The following is a 19,697-nucleotide window of genomic DNA, read 5'->3' on the forward strand; positions in this document are numbered from 1 at the left end:
TATGGAAACCAATACAACTGAAAATGCCAGACCGTTAGATTCTATCGAATCAGCGATTGAAGCGATACGAGAAGGAAAAGTAATTATAGTGGTAGACGATGACGACCGCGAAAATGAAGGCGACTTTGTTTGTGCTGCCGAAATGATCACACCCGAGATCGTCAACTTTATGGCTACACACGGCCGTGGCCTGATTTGCACGCCGCTTACAGAGGAGCGCTGCGATGAGCTTGGCCTCGAACTGATGGTAGGGCGAAATACAGCCCTGCATGCCACGCCTTTCACAGTTTCTGTTGACCTGATCGGGCACGGTTGTACCACCGGTATTTCTGCTTCGGACCGTTCTAAAACAATACAGGCGTTGGTTGATCCCAACACAGATCCGCACTCACTAGGCAAGCCGGGCCATATCTTCCCGCTTAAAGCGAAGAAAGAAGGCGTTTTACGTAGAGCCGGCCACACCGAAGCAGCTGTAGACTTAGCACAATTAGCTGGACTTGCTCCGGCCGGCGTGCTGGTTGAGATCATGAACGAAGATGGTACCATGGCCCGCCTGCCGGACCTGTTTAAAGTAGCCGAGCGTTTCGATCTGAAGCTGATCTCAATTAAAGACCTGATCGCGTACCGTTTGCAGAAAGAAAGCCTGATCGAGCGTGAAATTGCCGTGCAGTTACCAACCGATTTTGGCGTTTTTGATTTGTATGCCTTTACGCAGCGCAGCAACGGCGCCAAGCATTTAGCACTGGTAAAAGGCACCTGGGAGCCAGGAGAACCGGTTCTGGTACGCGTACATTCTTCATGCGTAACAGGTGATATCTTCGGATCCTGCCGTTGCGATTGCGGACCACAATTACACGGTGCCATGCAGATGATCGAGCAGGAAGGCAAAGGCGTCATCGTATACATGAACCAGGAAGGGCGTGGCATCGGCCTCATCAATAAACTGAAAGCCTACAAGTTGCAGGAGCAGGGTATGGATACCGTAGAAGCGAACCTGGAACTTGGTTTTGGTATGGATGAGCGCGATTATGGCGTTGGTGCCCAGATTCTGCGTGACCTTGGCGTAAATAAAATGCGACTGATCTCGAACAACCCGAAAAAACGTTCCGGCCTGATGGGCTATGGCCTGGAAGTAGTGGAACGTGTTCCGATCGAGATCAACCCAAACGAGCATAACCAGAAGTACCTGACCACGAAGCGCGATAAGCTCGGACACCAGATTTTGGGAGACATGAGAGCCGAGTAATTCAGTTAAAAATTTTCTCAAAAAGCCCGGGGCAGCGATCAAGCTGTTTCGGGCTTTTTTTATGATAGTACAAGTATAAATAGTAGCTACTTTATTTTATATTTTATCGTATTATAAGTATAATATTTGTGTTGTGAGTATATAAGTATAGGGTTTGCAACTTATAAAGTGGGGCTAATTTATGGATATTAACAGAAGGTGGAAGTTGCTGGGAATGTGTCTGATGCTTTTGCTCACATGCAGTATTTATAAAACAAGTGCGCAGGCCCGAACAGAAATTGATGTGCAGGAGTGGGCGGAAGGAACTGTGTTTTTACTTTCAGGCGATACGGTTAAAGGGCCAGTTACCTTTTACCGCACCCAGGAAGTGTTAAACGTGCATCATGCTGATGGAAGTATGAGCACTTATACGCCGGTTACAGTTTCACACTTCATTTTAAAAAGTATGCCTGAAGGCTTTCAATATACTTTTGTGTCGCTGCCCTGGGACCTGGGCAAACCTAATTCCGATTTTAAAAAGCCTACTTTTTTTGAGCAGTTAAACAATGGCCCTGTTACCTTAGTGATGCGGGAAAACTATGTAAAGCGCGATATGAACAACTATTATTCAGGCCGCTATGCCTATTATCACCCTAACTATTATGGCTTGCCCAATAACATGTGGATGGATGAAGTAAGGGAACTCTACTATGCCCTGCTACCGGACGGCGATATTTTGGAACTCCGGAATCTGCGCAAAGACCTGCAAGAGCTTTTCGGGAAAAAGGCCGGGCAGGTAAAAGCCTTCGCTAAAAAAAATAACCTGCAATACGACCGCCCTAACGAAGTGGTAAGAATTGTTAACTATTTCAATTCACTTCATTCTAAAGGTCACGTAGCTTCAGAATAGCATACGAAAGCAGCAGAAAAAGCCCGATATAACCTATAGCCGGAAGCGTAGCCCAGATCGGCGAAAGCAACTCGGTGGGTGATGTAAGCTGGTCAATCAGTTTCTGGCCGGGCATCGGCGATAAACTTCCCAACACCTTCATCGGGAAATATTTATCAACCTCATCGGGCAAACTGTAATGTATGAGCGGCTCTACAATTTTTGCGTACGCGATAAAGGCAATAATAGCCAGCCCGCTTTTCCTGATCAGGAAACCCGAAAGCATAGCCAGTGCCATATAACCCGTGGCCTGCACAAAATAATAGCTCAGAAAATCAATCTGCCCCAGTATGGCTTCGCCGGTTTTAACGCTGCTGTATAGCAATCCAAAGTATAAACCCAACGCCAGCAAGTATAACGTACTGATTGCCGCTAACCCAAGTACCACGTAGAATTTTGCCAATACCAGATCTGCCCGCGAAAGACCGCTGATAACCTGTTGCCGCAAAGTCCGGAACGTATATTCATCTGTAATAAGCACGATGATCAATATACCCAGCAGCAAATTGAAGTAAGATGCTACATAAGTAATAGTTTGCCAGATGTTGGGGAAACGGTACACATCGGAGCCGATGGCAGATCCGTTTATACTAAAATTGCTGGCCGCATAAAGTACCAGTAAAAGCAAGCCGGTAAAAATACCAAGTATAACCCAGGCCGTGCGGTAAGGGAGTATTTTTCGGAGCTCAATCCGGAGTAAGTTCATCAGGCGTTGTTTTTTGTGATTTCTAGGAATTGCGCTTCGAGGCTCTTGCGGCGCACCACCAACTGCGAAAGCACAATTTGCTGGGCAAACATATCGCGGTTCAGGTCGGCGCTGGTGTAATTCTCTTGCAACGTAACGGCAATGCACTCTTTTTCGGAAGCAAAGCTGGTTACGTAGGGCAAATGTTCGAGCAACTGCAGGGCGCGGCCAGCCTCATCAGTGCTAATAAGCACCTGTTCGGTTTTTGCCAGAATGTTGGTAACAGGCCCGTTTACTTTTAACTTACCGGCTTGCAGTACCGCTACGTGCGTGCATACTTTCTCGACCTCATCCAGTAAATGACTAGCCAGTATAATAGTTTTGCCCTGTGCCGCTATCCGAAGTATAAGGTCGCGCACTTCGGCAATTCCCTGCGGGTCGAGGCCGTTAGTGGGTTCATCCAGTACCAAAACTTCGGGGTTTGCGAGCATAGCAGCAGCCAGTGCGAGCCGTTGTTTCATGCCCAGCGAAAAACCACTGAATGCAGAATGGCTGCGTGTGCCCAAGCCTACCAGATCCAGCATTTCGTTTATACTGGCTGGGTCAGCGCCTTTGATGGAAGCATACAATCGCAGGTTCTGGCTGGCCGAAAGGTAGGGGTAAAAGTTCGGGGTTTCGAGCAGGGCACCAATACGGCGTTTTGTGTCGCGGCTAACCGGTTTTCCGAACCAGGTAAAGCTGCCACTGCTTGGGTTTATCACATCCAGCACCATACCCAGCGTAGTAGTTTTGCCGCTTCCGTTCGGGCCAAGCAGGCCATATATACTACCGGCCTCTACTTGCAGCGTCAGGTTATCAACTGCCTGCAGGCTGCCATACTTTTTAGAAAGGTGCTGTATATCTAATACAATTGCCACAGATGTTTGTGTTAAAAAGTTATGGACGAAGTAAACCGTTTGATCAAAGTATAAAGTTACTCTGGCCAGCTTGTTCTTCTTGACTCAGCCTAAGCAAATATAGCTTTTTTATTTAAAGCCGATGAAGCTAAAGCGCAAGGACAAAGTATAAGCGGGAAAACCCACATTCATACTGAGCATTGTGGAAACCATTATACAATGCCAACTTACGAAGTATAAAATCCTGGCTGTTTGTGATATGCTACTGTGCTGTGTTATTCTTCGTGAAATCAAAGTTATAAGTAAAGCCAGCTTGCAGTAAGTGGTTGCGCTCAAACACCAGGCCGTTCGCCCGTTGCACAATCTGGTGCATGTAGCCTACTTCAGCTGTAGCGGCTTTACTGAACCGGTACCCAAAGGCAAATGCAAGCCTGTTCTGGTCGAAAATGTTTTGCTGTACGTTTTCCCCGAAGTTTACAAAGATTTCGTTGGAGGCAGTAAGGTAAGGGTAGGCCTGTGTGGTGTTTTCGGCAGCAGAAAGCGGCAAAGTAGCCCGCACCATGTAACGCGAGCGGTTAGTATAAGTATGTTTTTGCCCGCCTTCTGGTTTTACCCAGCGTTGCTCCTGGCGGTAGCGGTGAGTAAGCTCAAATATTGAGAGACTGTTTTTTAACTGCAGCTGCTGGTAAAGCCGGTTTTCGTGGGTAATGGCTGCTGCAGGATAATCGCCGAACGGATGCGTTTTGGCATATACATAGCCTGCGGTCAGCATTGCATTATCCGTCAGAAAATAATTGATGCCGTTCCGAACTAAAAGCTGCATTGGGTTCTTCAGAAAATCAGCGCGGCGGTACTGAACCTCGGTATGGAGCCCCCATTTACTTGTAATTTTATGGTCGCCGTTGTAAGCAAGCCACACATTTCGGTTATAATCCTGGAGACGTTTGGCCGGTGCTTGTGCCTGAACCTGGCCCTGGCCCGAAAATGCAATAGAATGTAAAAAAATCGTCGTTAAAAGTACGAAAAAACGCATGCTATTAAACTTTACCATACTTCAAATATAAAGTATAATGTTTAAACGGGTATATTTATTCAACCACATTTAGTTAGCTTTTATGCCAGAACCACGCTACCAACAAGTAGAAGAAACCATGAGCGCTGCCAGAGCTAATGTGTATGCCATACTTTTTCTGGTGCCTATTTTTATACTTTATGTGCCGCCTTATCTTATTTTGTGGCAGGAGCAATTTGCGTTGGATAACCTGAAAGCGGCCGTAAAACTTTATAAAACACTGCTTTTATTTTCGCCGGTTGTGCTGGTTGGTGTGCTTGTTTTCGGGGTGATACTACATGAATTATTACATGGTTTAACCTGGGCGGCGTTCTGCAAAAACGGGCTAAAATCTATTTCCTACGGCATCCACTGGAAACTGCTGACGCCCTATTGCCATTGCAAAGAAATGCTGCCTCTGCGGGCCTACATGCTAGGCGGCGCTATGCCCGGCCTGATAATGGGTTTGCTGCCAGCGCTGCTGGGGCTTGCTTTCGGAAATATTATACTTTTGCTGTTAGGCTTGTTTTTCTCGTTTGCAGCAGGCGGCGACTTACTGATACTCTGGATGCTGCGCAAGTATAAACCCGAAGATAGAGTGCAGGATCATCCCGATAAAATTGGCTGTTATGTGTTTGTGAAGGAAAGTTGAAGTATGAAAGTGTAGTTGTTAAGAAGTTTAATAATTTTACTAAATCAGCCAAATCAAAATATGCTAATGAATTTAAAAACTTGCTTTCTGATTTTTACACTAACATTATTTTTCAATACTTGCTTTGCTCAAATCAGTCTCCAAGACTTAAATTCACTTCATAATGCGGCAAGTTATACTGGTAGTAAAAATGAATTAATTGAAGTTTTTTCAAAGAATGTAAGATACCCAAAGGCAGCTTTTTCGGCTAAAAAAATAAGTACAATAATAGGTGTGTTAAAAATCTCCAGGAGTGGTGATATTATTGAAACAGGCGCCTTAAACAAGGCAGATGAAGTTTTTGTAAATGAATTTAACCGGGTTGCCAAAACGACTAAAGGCAAGTGGAAAGTAACCAATGATTCTGCAGAACATTTTTACGCTGTAATTCCTATCCAGTTTAACTTACATGAAGCAGGGTATGATTTATCAACTGAGAAGATGCCTTCTTTTTTTCAGGATGTAGTGGTGATTACTGCTGTTGGTGCCTCTGGAGCATTTCAGCAATTATATGAGAAAAAAGAAGGTGCACTTGCAATGAAAGTAAATGAGTTGGTTCAGAAAGAAGCTTATACAGAAGCAATAATTCCGATGACTGAACTTTTTAATCTTCAGCCTTTCCATACCGGTTACTATGAACCACTTATAAGTTTACTAAACAAAGCAGGTAAATCGACTGATTATGAATACTATTTGAGACTGAAAAATATGCTCAGAAACTAACTAAAATATAAAATTGCCTTTAAATACAGGCACATCATCCAAACTAAGCAACCCATACTTCCATAAACCAGAAAAGCCACTGCAATGGCAGTGGCTTTTCTGGTTTAGCTTAAGTTATACTTAGGCAATGGTTAAGAAAAGCTCTTCCTTGTTGCGTCGTACTTTTTTAGCAGTTGCCAGGAAATCAGTTTCGGTATTGCGGTAACCCAGCGGCATCATTGTTACACTTCTTAAGCCTTTTTCTTTCAGGTTAAGCAGCTCATCTACACCAGCCGGATCAAAGCCTTCCATAGGCGTAGCATCCACACCTTGTTCGGCGGCTGCGGCAAGGGCAGTACCCAAAGCGATATAGGCCTGGCGGGCTGCCCATTCATACTTTTGCTCCTGCGTACGGCTCACCACAGAGCCCATTAAACTGCCTTTAAAATCAGCCAACGTCTCTACCGGAACGCCACGTACAGTTGCAATATTCTGCATATAAGCATCCACCTGCGCTTCGGTCACATCATCCCAGGCTGCAAAAATAAGCAGGTGCGATGCTTCCACAATTTGCGGTTGGTTATAAGCTACTTTCTGAATCTGCTTGCGCAGTTCAATATCCTCTACTACTAAAATAGTATAAGGCTGCAGCCCCATCGAAGAAGCCGACAAACGGGTTGCTTCCAGAATGTAGTCTACTTTTTCCTGTGGTACTTGTTCGCCAGTCATGCGTTTGGTGGCGTATCTCCAGTTTAAATTTTCTAAAAGGCTCATATTTTAGGGATAATTGTTGTTACCTATACAATTAATGTATGTACATGCAAATATAAACAATAACTGCTTACGCTATTAATAAGTTTCAGGAATTTTTTTGTGAGGCTTTTAATACCTGTACATAAAGTATAAATGCCACCTGATTTAGTGGCATTTATACTTTTAATAACTTAAGACTTACAGCGGCAGCTTTACATTTTGCATCAGTCTGCCAACCGGGTACATGTTATGAGTTGGTTCGTAGTGCGGCGAGTTGCGGTAAACAAAATCGAGTTGGGCGCGGCCGTTCTTGGCAAATTCTGGTTCTGCTTTTTTACGGGCCTCCAGTTGCTCGCGCAGCTCCGGGTTTTGCTTCAGAATGTCGGCTGCCAGGTCTTCGAATACATAACTCGAAAAATACTCTTTCTGCATCAGAATAGAGTCGAAGAAGTTCCAGGCGAAGTAGGAGTCGATAGCCTGCGGCTCAAGTGTTTCCACTAAAAAGCGGTTAGCCTCCTGGTTCAGGTATACCACGTAATCGCCTTTTAAAAACTGGCGTGCCATACTTCGCTTTTCCACTTTGATATCCGAATGAATGTAGTGGCCTTCGTACGCGCGCGGACTGGTTTTATAGTCGGTAATGTAGTACGTATCAACCGTCACGGTGGTGTCGCGGATCAGTTGCTGCATTTCTACTTTATTTGTTTTCAGGCGATCGATCACTTCGTGCCAGGCGTACGGAATAATGTAGGCAACCGGTTTTTGTACGGTAGTGGTAGGGTTGAAGGAGTTGTAGTAATTGATGTTTTTGCTGTAAGGCGCTTTACGATCATAGTATAAACGCTCGGTGCCGCTTACTTCGCTGGTTTTATACTTGGCCGCATATCCCAGGAAAGGAATTTTATCAACTTTGGTCGTATCGAGTTTCCAGTTGAGGTGGAAATCCTGTTGCTGCAAGGTTTCCTTTTTGGCCTGCGCGCGCAGTCTGCCAATTTCGTCGGCATCACGGTGAACCGTTTCGATCATGTTTTCCATCAGCTTATAGGTAGCCTGCACGCGCTGGTCGAAGGGCTTGAGCATGTGCGTTTCCGGCACAAAACCGATGGTATTGTAAAGGGCCGTGTAGCCCGTTGCATAGCGCGGCGATTCCATAAACCCTTCAATGCCTTTGTCGGGCGTTTCGGCAATAGTGTTCATGTAGGGCACCATCGGGAATTTGGCCTGCTGCATGCCTTTATACAGTGTGGGCACCATTTTGCCGGTCAGGTACTTGGCCAGTGTCGGGTTCAGTTTGTTGTGCTGCGTGGCAATCAATGTCATCACGTGCTGGTAATCAGCTCCGTTCGACGTATGGTTATCCATGAACACATCCGGGTCCCAATCTCTGAAAATAAGGTGGAACAGTTTGGCGTTGCGCGAGTCGGTTTTTATGTAATCGCGGTTCAGGTCGAGGTTGCGGGCATTGCCCCGGAAACCGTATGTTTCGGGCCCGTTCTGGTTGGTACGTGTGTGGCTGTTTCGGTTTAGCGCGCCGCCAATGTTGTATACCGGAATAATAGCCAGCACCACATTATCGAGTTGTTTGCGCTTGTTTTTATCCTGCAGGTAATCGCGGGCAAGCATCATGGTCGCGTCAATGCCTTCGGGCTCGCCAGGGTGGATGCCGTTCTGGATCAGTAGTACGCGTTTGTTTTTTGTTTTGATGGATGCCGGGTCGAAATCCTTATCCGTGGAAACAATAACCAGGTGCAGCAAGCGCCCCGAATCGGTGTAACCGTAAGGTACCATTTTTACTTCGTCGTAAGCCTTGTCGAAGCTTTTGTACCAGTTGATGGCTTCTTCGTAAGTGGCGGTCTGGTTGCCGTTTCCTTTTTCGTAGGGTGTTTTAAGGTCTGTTTTATCAGGCGCACCCGTAAAGAGGAGAGAGGCCAGAAGCAGTGTTTTCAGCATAATAAGTTGCGTGGTGATGTAGCTGTAATAATAAGGATTTATAGCCAGAAAAGTAAAACTGCAGCAAAACGTAGCATTAAAAACAGGTTTTTAAAGTATAAACTTGCCCTTGCTGTGTGTTTTCACCAGCAAGCATAGAAGGGTGAAGTATAGTTGTCGGATATAACACCAACAACGACAGGTTCAGGTTATATTATTCAGAACACGAGGCAGTTTCAAAGTATAAATCCGATATAATATAGTATAGAATGGCCTTTCCACCCTCGCTTGCGTCCCGCGAGTGTGCGTTACCTGTGGCGTCCCGCCACGTTTGTGATAAACATGCAGCTAAAGCAGCCAGAGGCCGATGGTAGCTTACACTCGCGGGACGCAAGCGAGGGCGATTAGCAAATCCGGAAGAGACAAAGCAAGTTGTTGGTCAGAAGACGCAACAACGGCGCATAAAATCCCTAAGTTGATGGCATTGGGGATTGGGGTGGGTTAATCGCGACTTAAGTAGAATTGTTGCCAATCAAAAAGCCCGGACCTTGCAGCCCGGGCTTCTGTTTATACTTTCAGAAATAGTTATCTGTACTTGTTGCGGTCTTTTTCGCTCCGGAAAAAATTATAATCCAGGCTATACTTGCCGGGGCCGATAAAGAGCAGCGAGAAAAACACAATCGCCGCTTCCAGGGCATGCGAATAGCCGCCAAACCCATCGCCGCCAAAAGCGTGTTTTGCCGCAGCCACCAGCATCGTTATAAAAAGTAAGAAACAGGCCGGCCTGAAAAGCAAACCCAGCATCAGCAGCAAGCCACCCACCGTCTCAGCAAAAGCAGCCATAAAGCCCCAGAACATAGGTGCAAACCCGACCCCGAACAATTCCATGCTTTGCCCGATCATTTCCCAACGCGGTGCACCGCCCATCATTTTGGGCCAGCCATGTAGTATAAACATAAAGCCAATGCCAACCCGTAACAGCAATAAACCTGTGTTTTTGGCAGCGTAGCGATGTCTGATTATCATCATAAAAGCAAGTATACTGTTTTGTTGCAATATCACAAAATGTTAATATACCAAAATGCCTTCTACAAGGGTATTGGCTGGTACATCGGCAGGCTTTAACTTGTGTAACCTATGCTTGGGTAGTTGCGCGGTATCAAGTATAAACGAAAAGCCGGCCTCTTCCGAAACTGCTACAAAAATGCCCTCGCCCAAGCCAACAAAACTGATCGGGTAGCGGGCCTGCACCTCGCCATACTTGGAGCCAATGCCAATGCCGGCTGCTGTTTTGTAAGCCGGACTATTAACTGCAATGCGCCATACCTTGCAATCCGGTTCGCAGGTTTGTTCTATTACAATGCCTTTGCTTTCGGTTTCAGGGCGGAGTACATAGGCAGTGGCTTCCGTGCCTTCCTGTAGCAGAACGGTATCTTTTATGGTAAAACCTGCCGGAATATTGCTACGGATTTCGGTAACGGGCCTCCCGATTTTTATACTTCCGGCGCGGCCTTTTGCCAGTATAAATTCCAAAGGATCTGGCTCAGGTTTTATACTTTCTTCGGCCACCATTTCTTCTGGTTGTGGGGTGGTGGCTGTGGTATTTTCTGATTCGCTTTCGGAAAGGCAGGCGGCCATGCCCACACCCAGCAAAATAGCGTAGCCTATGTTCTTGAGCATGTTATGGTTTTCATCTTTTTATTTTAAGGTTAAACCTTGATGTGCAGTGGCAGGTTGTCGTATCTTAGCACGAAATCTTTATTCGTTTATTTTATTATCCCTCACATAAAAATAATAGAATGGCAAAACCATTGATCTTAGTTTCGAACGACGACGGCATAACGGCTCCCGGCATACGCATGCTGGTAGAAGTGGCCATGCGCATAGGAGAAGTTGTAGTTGTAGCGCCGGATAGTCCGCAGTCGGGAATGGGGCACGCCATTACCATCGGCAATACGCTGCGCCTCGATAAATCCATTGCTTTTGCTGACCTGGGTGTGGAAGCCTACGAATGCTCCGGCACACCTGCCGACTGTGTGAAACTGGCAAAATATTATGTACTGAAAGACCGCACACCGGATTTAGTTGTGAGCGGCATTAACCACGGTTCTAACTCCAGTATCAGCGTTTTATATTCCGGTACGATGTCGGCTGCCATTGAAGCTGCGATAGAAGGCTTGCCAGCGATTGGTTTCTCACTTTGCGATTACGGCCACGACGCTGATTTTTCGCATATCCCAGATTATGTAGAGCAGATCATCCGCCAGGCGCTGGAGCATAAAATACCAAGCAATACCACGCTTAACGTAAACTTCCCGAAGAAAAGCAACGAGCCGATTAAAGGTATAAAAGTATGCAGGCAGGCACACGCCAAATGGCAGGAAGAGTTTGACGAGCGCCTCGACCCGAACAACCGCCGCTATTTCTGGATGACGGGCAGCTTCGTGAACTTCGATAAAGGAGAAGATACGGACGAGTGGGCATTGGTAAACAATTACATATCGGTAGTGCCCTGCCAGTACGACCTGACCGCCCACCACGCCATTGTGCGTTTAAATGAATGGAATTTTTAACGTATAAAAAAGCCCCGGCAAGTATAGCCGGGGCTTTTTTATGAATACCGGTAGACCACTTTAACTACCGTAGTTTGGCGATTGCTGGCCTGCTAAGTTGGGGTTAGCAATAATTTCACTTTGTGGTATGGGCCATACCCATTCTCTTGCATCTGGTGGTAACGTACAGGAAGCTTCATCTGGAGCAGAGCAATCCACTCTGACCAGATTTCTTGTAGTTCGCTTCAGGTCAAACCATCTGTGGCCTTCCCCGATAAGCTCCTTCCGGCGCTCCAGCTCAATAGCATTGAGTAGTGGCTGGCCCGTTAATACAACAGGTACATAATTGCTTATTCTGGCAGCGCGTAATGTGTTCAGATCTTGTGAAGCACCTGCTGCGTTAGATCCTGCGCGTGCTCTTGCTTCTGCGCGGATCAGGTACATTTCAGCTACACGCAAAACTTTAAAATTAACAAGGTTATCGCGCGCTGTACCTCTGCCAATGTATTTACTGAATACTAATCTTGGAGTTCCTCTGAATGCAATCTCCCTGAAATAAGTAGGATACCGGACATCCGTATTTTCTGAGTAAGCTTCCACAACTTCAGAGGAGGGTGCATACGAATTGCGGTTGCCACTTGCGAAGTATAAATTCTGAGCCGGGCTGCCTTCTCCCGCATTAAAAGCGATAGACCATAAAACCTCAGCGTTGGAAGCATCCGTCCAGATCGTAGGGAAAGTTTCGCGGGAGGCAAGCGGCACAGCATCTATTACAAGCGAGGCATAGCGCTCTGCTTCAGTATAGTTTCCGGCATATAAATTTACCCTGGCCAGGATGCCTCTAACTGCAGTCAGGTCGATACGAGATTTGCTTGCGGCAGTATTGATAGGCGCGTTCACATCCTGTAACAATTCTTCGGCTTGCTCCAGATCTGCAAAAATCCTGTCATAGGTCTCTTTAACAGTTAGCCTGGATGGTAGTTCTTCATAATCAGTTGTTGTAACGTAAGGAATACCTAACTCACTTGAATTACGCTCAAAAGCTACTCCCCAGTACCTTAGAATATCGAAATGTACAAAACCGCGTATCGCCAGCGCCTGCCCTTTAATGCTGTTAACACGTTGAGGGTCTTCTGTTGCCAGGGCATCAATGTTGTTTAGTACTACGTTTGCCTGGTTTACGACTGAATATGTTGCCAGCCAGGTCTGATCGATTAAGGAGTTATCAGCTGCGTAAAACCAATCAGTCAGAACAGTGTAGTTAGCTAATGATTCACCGGTTTCTACAAAGTTATCAGCCATAGCATCCGGCATTTGGGAGTAGGAGCCCGGGCCATTGTTGTTGGTACTGAAATAGCCACTTTGTCGGAATCGTGCATAGGCACCGGTTAGTGCAAATTCGTAATCCTCTAACGTGTTAAAAAGATCTTGCCTCTCTTTTGCATACTCAGGCTGTACATCAAGTACATCATCACAGGACGAAACGCCCACTGTGCTGCTTAGTATGAATGCTATTAAGATATGTTTGATTTTCATTTTTTTATCTCCTTATGATTAGAAGCCGACATTTAAACCAAAAGTTATTGTTCGTAAGGCCGGATATTGCGCGCCAACCAACGTACCAGTTGCTATTTCCGGATCAAAGCCCTTAAAATCTGTCCAGGTTTTTAAGTTCTGGCCCTGAGCAAACACCCTAATGTTCTCGATCTTCAATCTGGATGTTAGTGTCTTTGGTAAAGTATATGAGATATTGACGTTACGGAGACGCAGGAAATTGCCACTTTCAATAAATCGGGTAGTTTCAGGATTGAAAGCATTAAAGGGGCTTGGGATATCGGTAACATCTCCCGGGTTTTGCCATTCGCGCAGCAAATCTCTCGATAAGTTATCAAAGAGGTAATTCGGGTTTTCAATATTTGCGCGGTCGTTATTATAGATTTCGTTTCCTCTTACAAAGCTAAAGAATGCATCTACCGTTATTCCTTTGTAACTAAGAGCGGTACCAAAGCCGCCGAAGAATGGTGCTTCTGCAGAACCGGCTATTACTCTGTCGTTCGGGTCATACACATTGGTTTCTTCGCCGTTCTGATTCAGGTAAAGCGCATCTCCATTATCAGGGTCAACGCCTGCATAACGAACCAGGAAGTATGAATTAAGCGACTCGCCAACCCTGTTAATGAAAAGGCCGTCTTCAATCTGGTTTTGCTCTCCTACTAGCTTCGTGATTTCGTTTTTGTTATAAGTTAAGCTGACATTGGCACTCCACGTAAAATCAGTAGACTCGACAATATCCCCTTCAAGGCTAAATTCGAAACCTCTGTTGCGCAGCTCACCAACATTCGAAATTAAAGACTCAAAGCCAGATGTTCTGGATAATTGCCTGTCTAGGAACAGGTCAGAAGTTATACTATTGTAAAACTCTGCTGTAGCTCCTAAACGGCCGTTAAAGAAAGTGAACTCCAGGCCTGTATTAAAGGTGGTTTTTCTTTCCCATTGCAGGGTTGGATTAGGCAGGTTTGTAAGCACAAGACCGCTTACGCCACCATAAACTGAACGGGTATATAGCTCTCTGGAAGCAAAATCATCGGTTATTGACTGGTTGCCCGATGAGCCATAGCTGATCTTGAATTTACCTTGATTAAGGAAACCACTCTGAAGATTAGAGAAAAATACTTCGTCCGTGAATATCCAGCTCAGGCCAACCGCTCCAAAATTTGCGTATCTTCTGTCTGCACCAAAGCGCGACGAGCCATCTCGTCTGGCACCAAGTGTTAAGAAATAACGGTTTTTGAAGCCATAATTGATATCAGCAAAGTATGATAACAACGCGTTTTCTGTTCCTGAACCATTTACAGCCGGTATAAATCCGTTATCAGCACTTCCGGGGGTTATGCCTGCTTCGTTTTCGAAAGGCCCTCTTAAGCCGTAACCTGTAAACCCGAAGTTATTTACAGTGCCTTTTACTACTTCGTTAAATAATGCTACAGTTAACGTATGGTCTTCGTTAAAAGAAGTGGAATAGGAAACAGAAGTTGTTCCGGTATACCTGAATCGTTTTAGATAGGAGCGGGCCAGGCTACCAGCACGGCCTACTGCAATCTGGCCGCTATAAGTTGTCGGGTCTATAAAGGTGAAGAACTCGTTCGATGTAAAATCTCCGCCCCAGCTTGTGCGTAAGCTCAAGCCTTCTAAGAATGGTGCCTTGTAGTTAACAAAAATGTTACCTATGCCCCGCATCTGCTGTCGTTCGCGTCGGTTCTCTAAAAGTTCCTGTAAGGCGTTGGGCTGTCCGGATGTGATTACGGTATAATTTCCTTCATCATCGTAGGGCGTTTCGTACGGGTTTGTCCAGCGGATGGCGTTTAGCGGGCTTCCAATAAAGGCATCGTTTTCGGTAGTGTTGTTAAATTCAGAATAACCGAAAGTAGAATTAATGCCAAAATCAAAATTGCCGGCAGAAGACTCTACATTTGCGCGGGCAGTATATCTGTTCAACTCAGTATTCCTGACAATACCAGACTGGTTAAATACAGAGCCAGATAAGAAGAAAGTAGTTTTATCAGAGCCACCTGAAGCGCTTAGCGTATGATTTTGGGTTTTTCCTGTTCTAAAGAAAACATCTTCCCAACTAGTGTTTACCTGGCTTAGTTCTGCAACATCCGCATCAGACCAGTCATAAGGGTTTCCGTTTCTTACTTCGTAATCCAGCTTTTCTGCAGAGCTCATAACTTCCAGTTTGTTATCAGGAGCGTTTGAGAATCCGAATTGGGTGTCGTAAGTTATAAGTGTTTTACCGGTTCGTCCTCTTTTAGTAGTAATTACAATCACACCGTTAGCACCTCTTGAGCCATAAATAGAAGTAGAAGCTGCATCTTTTAAAACGGAAATGCTTTCAAAATCCTGTGGGTTTAAGGTGGCAAAGTCTGCAGCAGTAATTTGTACGCCATCCATAATATAGAGGGGATCACTATCACCAAGTATAGAACCTCGCCCACGGATGATCACATTGGCAGCAGCGCCTGGCTGCCCGGATTGTGCCTGAATTAAAAGCCCGGGGGCTCTTCCCTGGAGTGCCTGGTCAAATGAGCCGATCGGTACCTGGCTTATTTCTGCTGATTTTACAGTTGAGATAGAGCCTGAAACCTCCCGTTGGTTCTGAACAGTATAACCTGTTACCACCACTTCCTCTAACTGCCTTTGGTCCGGAGCGAGTTGCACATTTATACTTGTGCGGCCGCCAACAGGTATTTCCTGAGCTGTCATGCCAATAAACCGGAACACGAGCGTAGCATTGGGTTGTACCGTCAGGCTGAACTCTCCGTTAGCTCCTGTGGTAATTCCGTTGGTAGTCCCTTTTTCCAGCACGGTAACTCCGGGTAACGCACTCCCATCGGAGGTGCTTGTAACCCTGCCCGTTACAGTCTGGGTTTGTGCCCATACGCTTCCTATAAGCGCAAAACACAAGATTATACTTAAGAGTAAAATCTTTTTCATTGGTTGTGTGGGTTTTAAATTTAGTGAAGTGGGTAAAGCCTGTAGCGTAATGTATCAAACTCTTACCTGCTAAGAATTTGGCAGGAACCGTAGGGCAGGAAGACCATGGAGGGAAATACTGTCTTCCTTAAATAGTAAAATAAAATGTAGATAAAGTTATCATATCCTTTATACTTTAAGCTTATAGAGGAGGTTTCGTTCCGGAAAATTTATTAGTACAGGAAAATAAGGTGTAAACCGTTCTGAATAAGAAGTCTATGCTTTTTTGACTACTACATTTACAGCTACAAAGCCGTGCCCTTCTTTCAGGTTATCGGTCCAGCCCAGTTTCAGCAACTCCCTCCTGATAAAATGATTAAGTAAACCGTGCGCCACCAGTATGGTGTTTTGGTTGGTTTGTGCATCCTGGGCAAGCAGCAGGGCACACCTTCGGGCACGCTGGCGGGCTTGCTTAAAACTTTCGATGCCGCGTTTATTAAAGCCCAGAAACCACAATACGCGTGCAAGCACCAACCAGAGCTTAATAGGCAGGCGCAGCCAGGGCAGTGGAGCTATTTTACGTTCAAACTCCCTGAATTCGGGGCTGGCAACCAGTGTTACCTGCTCCCCAAAAATAGCCTTCGCCGTTAACTGAGACCTTATTAAAGAACTGCAATATACTTTGGTGATGTGCTGATAAGGAATGGACTCGTGCTGCAAGACAAACGCTTCTACAGCGGCGGCATCGTAGTCATTAATATAGGTGCGGGCAGTGCTGGCACTAAACCAGCCTTGGTCAGGTACCAGCGGCCGGGCATGGCGGATCAGGAAAATTCGAAGTTCAGAGGCTTGTTCTTCCACGCACAGGGCATTTTTTTATTCGGGGAAGTATACGCAGAAACCGGCGTGGCAACTAACCGGCAAGCAGATCAGCGAAAATAGTTTGTTTGATGGTTTCCCATTCGGGTTTTAAAATGCTGTAATAAATGGTATCGCGCCTTCTGCCGTCGTGCATCAAGGTATGGCTCCTGAGTATACCTTCTTCGGTGGCACCCACTTTCAGCATGGCCTTGCGGGAGCGCAGGTTCAGCACATCGGTTTTAAGTTCGGCACGCTCAAACTGCAGCGTCTCAAAAACATACGAAAACAAAAGAAATTTACAGATCCTGTTCAGGCCGCTGCCCTGGCAGGCTTTGCCCAGAAAAGTAGAACCGATCTCGAGGCGCTTATCCTGCTCCGAAATATGCAGAAAACCGGTGCTGCCTACTACTTTACCGGATTGCTTTTCCACTATCACAAACGTATAGCGCTGGCGCTGCAAGCGGTTTTCAGAAACAGATTTGCCCCATTCTAACAGCTGCTGCGGGTTATTTATACTTGTAACGGTATGCTGCCAAAGCGATTGGTCTAAAGCTATACTTTCCAGATCAGCTAAATCGTGCATCCGGAAGGGGCGAAGCAAAACGGCAGGATGTTCTAAAATGATGTCTTTTTCAAAAACGAAGGCAGCCATATAACACAAGAGAAACGCTGAAATAAGTAAAACATTTTAGTACGAAGAAAGCCAGTGAACAGCCTTTTTAAATTAATCCAAAATTTTTGGGCCAAGAAGTATCAGAAGCCATAACCCTTGCTAAACATACTACGTTTTAGCTTACATTACTACGAAATTGAATAATAATTAGAATTTTATAGTTTTTCCCGGAAAGTACACCATATCATCCAACTAAATTAAATAAGGCAAGGCACTTACAACTGTAGCGCTGCCTTTTTAAAGAAGCATCAGAATTAAGAATAGAACGAACTATCGGACAAACTTTACAAAACATAATCTCATGGAAGCACATCATCCTTCAAAGATCTTAATGACTACTGACACCGTTGGCGGTGTATGGAATTATTCGCTGGAGCTTATCCGGGCACTGGCACCTTTCGGCACCAAAGTAGCCCTGGCTACCATGGGCGCACCGCTCAGCGAGGAACAAAGGCAGCAGGCAGAAGAAATAGGAACCGTTACCCTGCATGAAAGCAAGTATAAACTGGAGTGGATGGATAACCCCTGGGAGGATGTGGAAAAGGCCGGCGAATGGCTGCTGCAGTTAAAGCAGGAAGTACAGCCCGACATCGTGCACCTGAACAACATGGTGCATGGCAGCCTGAACTGGGGCGTGCCGGTAGTGGTGGTGGTGCATTCGTGTGTGATGTCGTGGTGGCGCGCCGTGAAAGGAGAAGAAGCCCCGAAAGAATGGGGCACCTACCGTGAAATGGTAACCAAAGGACTGCAGGCAGCCAATATGGTGGTGGCCCCTACGCAGGCGCTTATGAGCCAGGCGGAAGAACTTTACGGACCATTTAAAGCCCGTACTGTAATTTACAACGGCCGCGGGCAGCATAGTTTCCAGTTCGGTAAAAAAGAGCCGTTCGTGTTTAGCATAGGCCGCGTCTGGGACGAAGCTAAAAATATTTCAACGCTGGCGCATATTGCTTCGGACCTTAGCTGGCCGGTGTACATTGCCGGAGACGACAAGCACCCTGTAACAGGCCAGACCATGGACCTGGAGAACGTACATTTTCTGGGTCAGCTTTCCGAAAAAGAAGTTTCCGATTGGTTATCCCGGGCATCTATTTATGCATTGCCTGCCAAGTATGAGCCATTTGGTTTAACAGTGCTGGAGGCAGCCATGTCAGGGTGCGCGCTGGTGGTGGGCAAAACAGATACGCTGGCCGAAGTATGGGGCAACGCCGCCAAGTATGTAAACCCGAACGATGCAGACGAAATACGGGACACGATTAACAACCTGATCGAAGATGAGTTCAGCCGCAATATCATGGCTTGCCGCTCCGTAAAACGCTCGCATGGCTATACTTCTGACCCGATGGTGCAGGACTACGACCACGTGTACCGCCAACTGATGCGTACCGCCGTTACCGCGTAATCAATAAAATTAGTGAGGGCCAGAAAGTATAAACTGGGTTAGAACAACTCAGTTTATACTTCCTGGCCTTTTGCTTTTCTATCCTTTAAAGTCTCTATCAGGTATAAAACCTGGATTGCTACTGCTGTCATTTTCCGGAGGCAGCAATTGAAATAGAAATTGCTTAACTAAAAAGAATCTTGGTGATGGCAGGTGCAGCGGTAACGTTTTGTGCTGTATACTTGCAGCGTTTTTAAAAGTATAAAAAGTATGAAACACGAACCTCTGCCCTGGAAAACACTGAAATCGGAACTGGTAGTGGATGAGAAGTGGTACAGACTGCGCCGCGACCATGTAGAATTACCAAATGGTATGGTGCTGGATGATTATTATGTGAGCGTTCGGCCTGATGTGGTGCTTACTTTTCCGGTTACGGCCGACGGGCAGGTTATTTTTGTGCGGCAATACAAACACGCTGCGGCAAATATCTTTACAGAACTGCCCGGCGGTGTAATTGATGAAGGCGAAACAAACCCAGCCGAAGCTGCCGGCCGCGAGTTGCTGGAAGAAACCGGTTATACTTCCGAAAGTATGGAATTGCTGCTCGAAGTGATCGATAACCCTACCAAAGACACCAACAAGATTTATTTCTACCTGGCGCGCAACTGCCACAAAATTGCTGAACAGGACCTGGACGAATCTGAAAGTATAGAAGTGCTGCAGGTGCCGCTTGCCGAAGTAGAAAGTATGGTGCTGCAGGGTAAAATAAATGTGTCGGGTTCGGTGGCACTTTGCCTGCTGGCGCTCACTAAATTAAACGCCACTAAACACGAAAGTATCCATTAAAAAAACCAACGGCCATCTATAAGTTAGATG

General features: G+C 46.0%; 18 protein-coding genes. 7 read left to right on the plus strand and 11 right to left on the minus strand.

The features are described from left to right. Position 1 precedes the first annotated feature (1 nt). Both DP923_RS11665 and DP923_RS11670 read left to right on the plus strand, forming a co-directional pair. Positions 2-1,246 (plus strand): bifunctional 3,4-dihydroxy-2-butanone-4-phosphate synthase/GTP cyclohydrolase II, encoded by a 1,245-nt coding sequence (locus tag DP923_RS11665; RefSeq protein WP_112306028.1) that lies wholly within the window; start codon positions 2-4, stop codon positions 1,244-1,246. 181 nt (positions 1,247-1,427) lie between these two features. Next, on the plus strand, positions 1,428-2,135 hold the full coding sequence (locus DP923_RS11670; protein ID WP_112306029.1) for a hypothetical protein: 708 nt from the start codon (positions 1,428-1,430) through the stop codon (positions 2,133-2,135). On the opposite strand, the gene DP923_RS11675 is transcribed toward DP923_RS11670, so the two are convergent. From DP923_RS11675 to DP923_RS11685, 3 genes are all read right to left on the minus strand, one after another. Further along, positions 2,110-2,880: an ABC transporter permease gene (locus tag DP923_RS11675; RefSeq protein ID WP_112306030.1), complete on the minus strand. Its 771-nt coding sequence runs from the start codon at positions 2,878-2,880 to the stop codon at positions 2,110-2,112. The genes DP923_RS11670 and DP923_RS11675 overlap by 26 nt on opposite strands. Beyond that, on the minus strand, positions 2,880-3,776 hold the full coding sequence (locus DP923_RS11680; RefSeq protein WP_112306031.1) for an ABC transporter ATP-binding protein: 897 nt from the start codon (positions 3,774-3,776) through the stop codon (positions 2,880-2,882). The genes DP923_RS11675 and DP923_RS11680 overlap by 1 nt, the downstream gene beginning before the upstream one ends. A 241-nt stretch (positions 3,777-4,017) precedes the next feature. Further along, positions 4,018-4,788 carry a DUF2490 domain-containing protein gene (locus DP923_RS11685; protein WP_165838183.1) on the minus strand — a complete coding sequence of 257 codons (771 nt, stop codon included), beginning with the start codon at positions 4,786-4,788 and terminating at the stop codon, positions 4,018-4,020. Positions 4,789-4,870: 82 nt separating this feature from the next. On the opposite strand from DP923_RS11685, the gene DP923_RS11690 reads away from it, so the two are divergent. After that, the gene (locus DP923_RS11690; RefSeq protein WP_112306033.1) at positions 4,871-5,458 is read left to right on the plus strand and encodes a DUF3267 domain-containing protein; all 588 of its coding nucleotides are present in this window, start codon (positions 4,871-4,873) and stop codon (positions 5,456-5,458) included. Between the two features lie 66 nt (positions 5,459-5,524). After that, positions 5,525-6,220: a hypothetical protein gene (locus DP923_RS11695; protein ID WP_112306034.1), complete on the plus strand. Its 696-nt coding sequence runs from the start codon at positions 5,525-5,527 to the stop codon at positions 6,218-6,220. A gap of 120 nt (positions 6,221-6,340) precedes the next feature. Here DP923_RS11695 and DP923_RS11700 read toward each other — a convergent pair whose 3' ends face one another. The 4 genes from DP923_RS11700 to DP923_RS11715 form a co-directional block, all read right to left on the minus strand. Then, on the minus strand, positions 6,341-6,973 hold the full coding sequence (locus tag DP923_RS11700) for a nitroreductase family protein (protein WP_112306035.1): 633 nt from the start codon (positions 6,971-6,973) through the stop codon (positions 6,341-6,343). A gap of 177 nt (positions 6,974-7,150) precedes the next feature. Next, a complete protein-coding gene (locus tag DP923_RS11705; RefSeq protein ID WP_112306036.1) occupies positions 7,151-8,902 on the minus strand; it encodes a M14 family zinc carboxypeptidase in 1,752 nt (583 codons plus the stop codon). 564 nt (positions 8,903-9,466) lie between these two features. Then, positions 9,467-9,910, minus strand: a complete 444-nt coding sequence (locus DP923_RS11710) for a DoxX family protein (RefSeq protein WP_112306037.1) — start codon at positions 9,908-9,910, stop codon at positions 9,467-9,469. 39 nt (positions 9,911-9,949) lie between these two features. After that, positions 9,950-10,561 (minus strand): mechanosensitive ion channel protein MscS, encoded by a 612-nt coding sequence (locus DP923_RS11715; protein ID WP_112306038.1) that lies wholly within the window; start codon positions 10,559-10,561, stop codon positions 9,950-9,952. A 119-nt stretch (positions 10,562-10,680) separates the two neighbouring features. On the opposite strand from DP923_RS11715, the gene surE reads away from it, so the two are divergent. Beyond that, the gene (gene surE / locus DP923_RS11720; protein ID WP_112306039.1) at positions 10,681-11,454 is read left to right on the plus strand and encodes a 5'/3'-nucleotidase SurE; all 774 of its coding nucleotides are present in this window, start codon (positions 10,681-10,683) and stop codon (positions 11,452-11,454) included. 60 nt (positions 11,455-11,514) lie between these two features. Here the strand turns inward: surE and DP923_RS11725 are convergent, their stop codons facing one another. The 4 genes from DP923_RS11725 to DP923_RS11740 all read right to left on the minus strand — a co-directional run bounded on the left by DP923_RS11725 (position 11,515) and on the right by DP923_RS11740 (position 17,419). Next, positions 11,515-12,969 carry a RagB/SusD family nutrient uptake outer membrane protein gene (locus tag DP923_RS11725; RefSeq protein ID WP_112306040.1) on the minus strand — a complete coding sequence of 485 codons (1,455 nt, stop codon included), beginning with the start codon at positions 12,967-12,969 and terminating at the stop codon, positions 11,515-11,517. Positions 12,970-12,987: 18 nt separating this feature from the next. Beyond that, the gene (locus DP923_RS11730) at positions 12,988-15,927 is read right to left on the minus strand and encodes a SusC/RagA family TonB-linked outer membrane protein (protein WP_112306041.1); all 2,940 of its coding nucleotides are present in this window, start codon (positions 15,925-15,927) and stop codon (positions 12,988-12,990) included. A 255-nt stretch (positions 15,928-16,182) separates the two neighbouring features. Then, positions 16,183-16,767, minus strand: a complete 585-nt coding sequence (locus tag DP923_RS11735; RefSeq protein ID WP_239021018.1) for a histidine phosphatase family protein — start codon at positions 16,765-16,767, stop codon at positions 16,183-16,185. Between the two features lie 52 nt (positions 16,768-16,819). Beyond that, positions 16,820-17,419, minus strand: coding sequence for a GNAT family N-acetyltransferase (locus DP923_RS11740; protein ID WP_112306043.1), 600 nt, complete (start codon positions 17,417-17,419; stop codon positions 16,820-16,822). 352 nt (positions 17,420-17,771) lie between these two features. Here DP923_RS11740 and DP923_RS11745 point away from each other — a divergent pair, with 352 nt between their 5' ends. Continuing rightward, complete coding sequence (locus tag DP923_RS11745; protein WP_112306255.1) at positions 17,772-18,842, plus strand: glycosyltransferase family 4 protein; 1,071 nt, start codon at positions 17,772-17,774, stop codon at positions 18,840-18,842. A gap of 249 nt (positions 18,843-19,091) precedes the next feature. After that, positions 19,092-19,667 carry an NUDIX hydrolase gene (locus tag DP923_RS11750; RefSeq protein WP_112306044.1) on the plus strand — a complete coding sequence of 192 codons (576 nt, stop codon included), beginning with the start codon at positions 19,092-19,094 and terminating at the stop codon, positions 19,665-19,667. Positions 19,668-19,697 lie beyond the last annotated feature (30 nt).

The sequence above is a fragment of the Pontibacter arcticus genome (genome assembly GCF_003284895.1).
Taxonomy (GTDB): domain Bacteria; phylum Bacteroidota; class Bacteroidia; order Cytophagales; family Hymenobacteraceae; genus Pontibacter; species Pontibacter arcticus.